Origin of the sequence: Methanobrevibacter sp. (genome assembly GCF_045603845.1) — an archaeon.
In the GTDB taxonomy this organism is placed as follows: domain Archaea; phylum Methanobacteriota; class Methanobacteria; order Methanobacteriales; family Methanobacteriaceae; genus Methanocatella.
Genome location: NZ_JAZUMY010000067.1, coordinates 1 through 4,388, shown reverse-complemented (window position 1 = coordinate 4,388; position 4,388 = coordinate 1). Strand labels below are relative to the sequence as shown.

Annotated in this window: 5 protein-coding genes; 1 reads left to right on the top strand and 4 read right to left on the bottom strand. The window is 33.6% G+C overall.

Translation table 11 applies throughout. The features are described 5' to 3' along the window. Positions 1-512 precede the first annotated feature (512 nt). The 3 genes from ACKI2W_RS06220 to ACKI2W_RS06210 form a co-directional block, all read right to left on the bottom strand. Positions 513-1,322 carry a sulfide-dependent adenosine diphosphate thiazole synthase gene (locus tag ACKI2W_RS06220; RefSeq protein ID WP_407380313.1) on the bottom strand — a complete coding sequence of 270 codons (810 nt, stop codon included), beginning with the start codon at positions 1,320-1,322 and terminating at the stop codon, positions 513-515. A gap of 56 nt (positions 1,323-1,378) precedes the next feature. After that, positions 1,379-1,630, bottom strand: a complete 252-nt coding sequence (locus ACKI2W_RS06215; protein ID WP_407380311.1) for a hypothetical protein — start codon at positions 1,628-1,630, stop codon at positions 1,379-1,381. A gap of 315 nt (positions 1,631-1,945) precedes the next feature. Further along, on the bottom strand, positions 1,946-2,209 hold the full coding sequence (locus ACKI2W_RS06210) for a zinc ribbon domain-containing protein (protein ID WP_407380309.1): 264 nt from the start codon (positions 2,207-2,209) through the stop codon (positions 1,946-1,948). A 222-nt stretch (positions 2,210-2,431) separates the two neighbouring features. Here ACKI2W_RS06210 and ACKI2W_RS06205 point away from each other — a divergent pair, with 222 nt between their 5' ends. After that, positions 2,432-3,271, top strand: coding sequence for a hypothetical protein (locus tag ACKI2W_RS06205; protein ID WP_407380308.1), 840 nt, complete (start codon positions 2,432-2,434; stop codon positions 3,269-3,271). A 640-nt stretch (positions 3,272-3,911) separates the two neighbouring features. On the opposite strand, the gene ACKI2W_RS06200 is transcribed toward ACKI2W_RS06205, so the two are convergent. Then, positions 3,912-4,388, bottom strand: a 477-nt coding sequence (locus ACKI2W_RS06200) for a hypothetical protein (protein WP_407380306.1), incomplete at its 5' end; no start/stop codon positions are given.

Here is a 4,388-nt window from a genome sequence, read left to right as displayed (position 1 = left end):
CTGCACACAATCGCCAAACAAAGACATCAAAAATCCAACAACGATCAGAAACAAGAAAAAACAAAGAAAATTCAACATCAACTACAAACCAACATAAAAACCAGAAAAAACATGAAATCAAAACTTAAGTTGACGACATTGCAAAAAATTTCAAATCAACAAAGTTTTTGAAAGAGTCTAACATTAACGATTCAATATTTGGATTTTATTTTCCCATACGCTTTGATATATATGCAAGCTTTGAGAAAAAATCAACATTAACATTACTCTCCGTTAATGTGAAATATGATTCAAATAATTAAAAATAGAAATCAACTTTTGATTTAATCGGCATTAACATTGACGATAGCAAAACTGGATTCAGCATTAACATTACCTGTCGTTAATGTGAAAAATGAAGAAATTAATTCTTATAATGTTTGTAGTGAATGTTTGCCTAACAAATATCGTTTTCAAACATAATTCTATTATTAAGAAGGTTTTTAATTTATGAGGGTGATGGTTGATTAAGTTTAAAATTTTTTTTCTAAATCTTCTGCTACTATTTTGGCAACATATTCTCCTGAAAGAAGCATTCCTCCAAAAATAGGTCCCATACGCTGTGATCCATGAACTGCATTGGCAGCCATACCGGTTACGTATAATCCCGGATATACTTCGTTTACGTTATCAAGAATTTTGCCTTCTGCACGGTCAGCCCACATGGATTTTTCACCCATAATCTTTCCAGTTTTTGTGTTTAATGGGGCCTCCATTTTGTTTTGGACTATTTTGATTATTTCTAAGGGGTGTCCTGTTGCATCAATTACTGCTTTAGATCTGATAGTTAGTGGGTCTATATGCAGACCACTCATTTCAACTGAACTCCAGTTGAGCACAACTCCGTTTATTCCATTTTCACGTACCATCAAATCTTCAATTGACATGAGATTAAATATTTTAAGTCCCGCTTGAGTAGCTTTAGATGTAAGTGTTGAAGTGCACTCTATGGAATCAGCAGTATAGTAATTGTCCTGATATTTCTTGTAGTTGATTCCAAATTCATCAAGGATTCTGCAGCCTTCCTCTTGGACAACGACTTTGTTAAACATCATTCCACCTCCCCACATTCCTCCTCCAATGGAGAGTTTTCTTTCAAACAATGCTACTTTATAACCTGCTTTAGCAAGATAATAACCTGCTGTAATTCCGGATGGTCCCCCACCACCAATAGCTACATCAATATCAGTGTAGTCTAAAAAGTCGTTCATGAATTCTTCTATAATTGCTCTTGAAACAATAATGTCGTCTAATTTTTCCACTTTATCACCTTGTAATTCCATTTTAAGTTTTGAACATTTTCCAAACAAACATACATTTCAGACAAGATTAGCCTTAACTAATTACTCCACTTTCTGGACAAATCTTTATCATTGAACACTGTTTTTTCTTGGCATTCAGTTACTTCACTTATATTTTCCTTGAAAGATTTCAAGCAATAATCTTTTTTCGGACTGAAGTTGTCACAGTTCAAGTGAATGTTTTCTTTGCAGTTATCGCAGTTTGTGTCTGTGCCTGTTTTGTTTTTACAGTATAATTCATTGTTTTCAGTGAAACGATATTCACAATCTTTAAACACTATGTTATCCATTATTTTTACCTCTTAAAATGCGTTTTGAATAATTCTCAGGGAAATCTTCATTTCAAACACATATTATATTTTTCTTCTTTTACTTAATTAACTTATGTTTAAGATGAATTTATTGTGAAGGCATTTACGATGATAACCACAGGATTCAACATTAACATTAACATTTGCAAATTTAAAACTTGTTTCCCCTTACACTGCGATATATATGCAAGCTTGAGATTAAAACAAGATTAACAATGCTCGTTGTTAATGTGAAATAGCTTTCAGGAAAATGAAAGTAAAAAGTAGCTATTGTAAAAAAAGAAAGGTGGATGATTATTTCATCCAGCGTTTTAGTTGTGGAAACATTTCTTCACACATTTTTCTTGCTTCCTCTTCACTCATGCCAGTAGCTTCAGCAGCTTTTGGAGCAGAATAGTCAATCATCTCTTCCATTGAAGTGTCAGTACTGAACTCACCATTTTGATAGCAGTAACTACAGTAATCTTCACTTTTAGATCCGTCTTTTTCAGTTCCAAAGTCCTTGTCGCTCATTGGCATTGCGCAGGATTGACAAAATTTCATGTTTTGATAGTTCATAATAAAACCTCAGAAGTTATATTCTGCACGATTTGTATATAAAGTTTAAGTGAGCATTTGGTAACTAAATGAAAAGTTTAACATTAACGATTGAGAATTTTAAAATTGTTTTCATTAATAACTTGTTCATATGAAACCATAGATAAATAAATTTACTTTTAATTTAAATAAGATGAACATCTGATAATTAAAATATCAAAAATATTTTACTTGTGAGTTCATATGGTTAATTCAAGATTATTAAAAATACTATTCCCAATTGATATTAAAAGTTTAACAATTAGGGAAAGAATATACCACATACTGATTTTTACTGTTCCTCTTCTATTGTTCGCTATAATCACGCCCGGTGGTTGGTTTACAATAGTATTATGGGGATTATATGTTGTTTTGTTTGCTCCTTGGTGGTACTGCATGTTAACTTATGAAAAACTTGAGAAAAAATATAAACTTGACTCCGACATCAGATTTGGAAATACATATGAATTCTTTTCTAAGTTTTTGGCTTCATTCGCTCCGGGAATAATGCTTGCAGCAATAACAATTTCATATATAATGAATGAAGTCTTTTTAGGGTTTGTCATTTCCTTTGCTTTCATTATTCCATCATTGGCATTATATTTCAGAGATGATGTTTTCAATGATGAAAGTTGCATTGAAGGTGAAGATATTATTTTAGGTTATACTCCAGCATGGTATGGATTATTGAGCGCAGCTATAGGGCTTTTTGGTTATATCAATGCATTTAAATTGAATAATCCAACACTAGCAATCAGTTTAATTATATTAACTTTGATTTTTCAAATACTTGCTATTGCACCAGACAAACTTAATAAAGTCTTATTTTTTGAAGTTAGGCGAATAAGTGGATGTTTACTGCTTCTTTTTTCATTAGGCGCAATATTTTTATTAATATGTTCCATGATAATAGGACATCCTGTTATTAACTTAAATAACATTGATTTATCTTTTGAAGGTATTGTAAGAAAAGCTATTACTTGGGGTACTGGAATTATTATAGCAATACTTTTTGTACGCAAAATAAAAAGCATGGGAAAATAAAAAAATTTAGAAAATTTTGAATCAAATCCTCTTGCCATACCCATGTTATAAGCGAGCCAATTCGCCCAGGCTGACCCCATGCCGGAGCGTAAGCGGAGGCGTGTGTGGGGAGGCCTGGGTGTATAGAATTGGCGAGCAATACTATAGGGAGGAACCGGCCCTTGCCGGTCGGTTCCGTAGGTTCTATTAATGAAGGAAAAACAATTTATAAGATAAGTTAATCATAATGTGCAGTCCGAGCAAAGCGAGGACTGGACGCCTTGAGCGATAGCGAAAGGCCATACTATAGACCATGACAATAATAGTTTTGTCAAGGTTCGAGGAACAGGGGGCTTGTCCCCTGTTCCGATTTTATGGATTTGAAGAAATTTAGTTTGTCAGATTTAAGAACCGACCCTTGCCGGTCGGTTCGAGGTCTAAATGAAATCATATGAAAATTATCTTGCATTGCGCTATCATGGGTAATCTAAAGGGGGGCTTGTCCCCCCTTAGTTTAGGCATTAAGGGTATCAATGCAAGATATCGATGTAAATTTAATAGGAGAGGTAGAAAGAGTAAACACCTCTCCCTCAATTCGTTAAAGAGTGATTCAATTGAAAATGTAGCTCCAGTGTCCAAGTAACTAAAAACACTATCATAGCTAAATTCTAGTTCTATTGAATCCCATATCCTTTAAGATTTTATTATACTCTTCACGAGTAGTGAAAGAAGGTTTATCCTCATCAGAGTCACTTCCAGTTGAGCCTGTCTCACCAGTATCTCCTGAGTTTCCGGGATTTCTCCCGCCGGGTGTTGAGCCATCATTACTAGCTTCAATTTTAATTCTTCTCTCAGCCAGTTTTTCCATATGTTCCATATCAACATCACCGGATAATAGCTTATCTATTATCTCCTTATCCTGAGCATTCTCATTATAGTTAAAGTTGTACTTAGCCTCGTACTCTTTAATTTTCCTTTCGTTTTCAGCTTTTCTGAGTTCAGATAATTCTTTTAGAATATCATCTTTACTGTCAATGAATTCCTTATTCTCTTCAATAGCTTTTTTAATCTCGTCGTACTTTTTAGATTCTTCTTTAAGATTATTTATTTCATCCTGAAGCTTTCCAATCTCAGCGTC

What these genes read in the sequence shown, in the direction of transcription:
- ACKI2W_RS06220 (WP_407380313.1), bottom strand. Translation starts at nt 1,322, where the DNA reads ATGGAATTACAAGGTGATAAAGTGGAAAAATTAGACGACATTATTGTT.
- ACKI2W_RS06215 (WP_407380311.1), bottom strand. Translation starts at nt 1,630, where the DNA reads ATGGATAACATAGTGTTTAAAGATTGTGAATATCGTTTCACTGAAAAC.
- ACKI2W_RS06210 (WP_407380309.1), bottom strand. Translation starts at nt 2,209, where the DNA reads ATGAACTATCAAAACATGAAATTTTGTCAATCCTGCGCAATGCCAATG.
- ACKI2W_RS06205 (WP_407380308.1), top strand. Translation starts at nt 2,432, where the DNA reads ATGGTTAATTCAAGATTATTAAAAATACTATTCCCAATTGATATTAAA.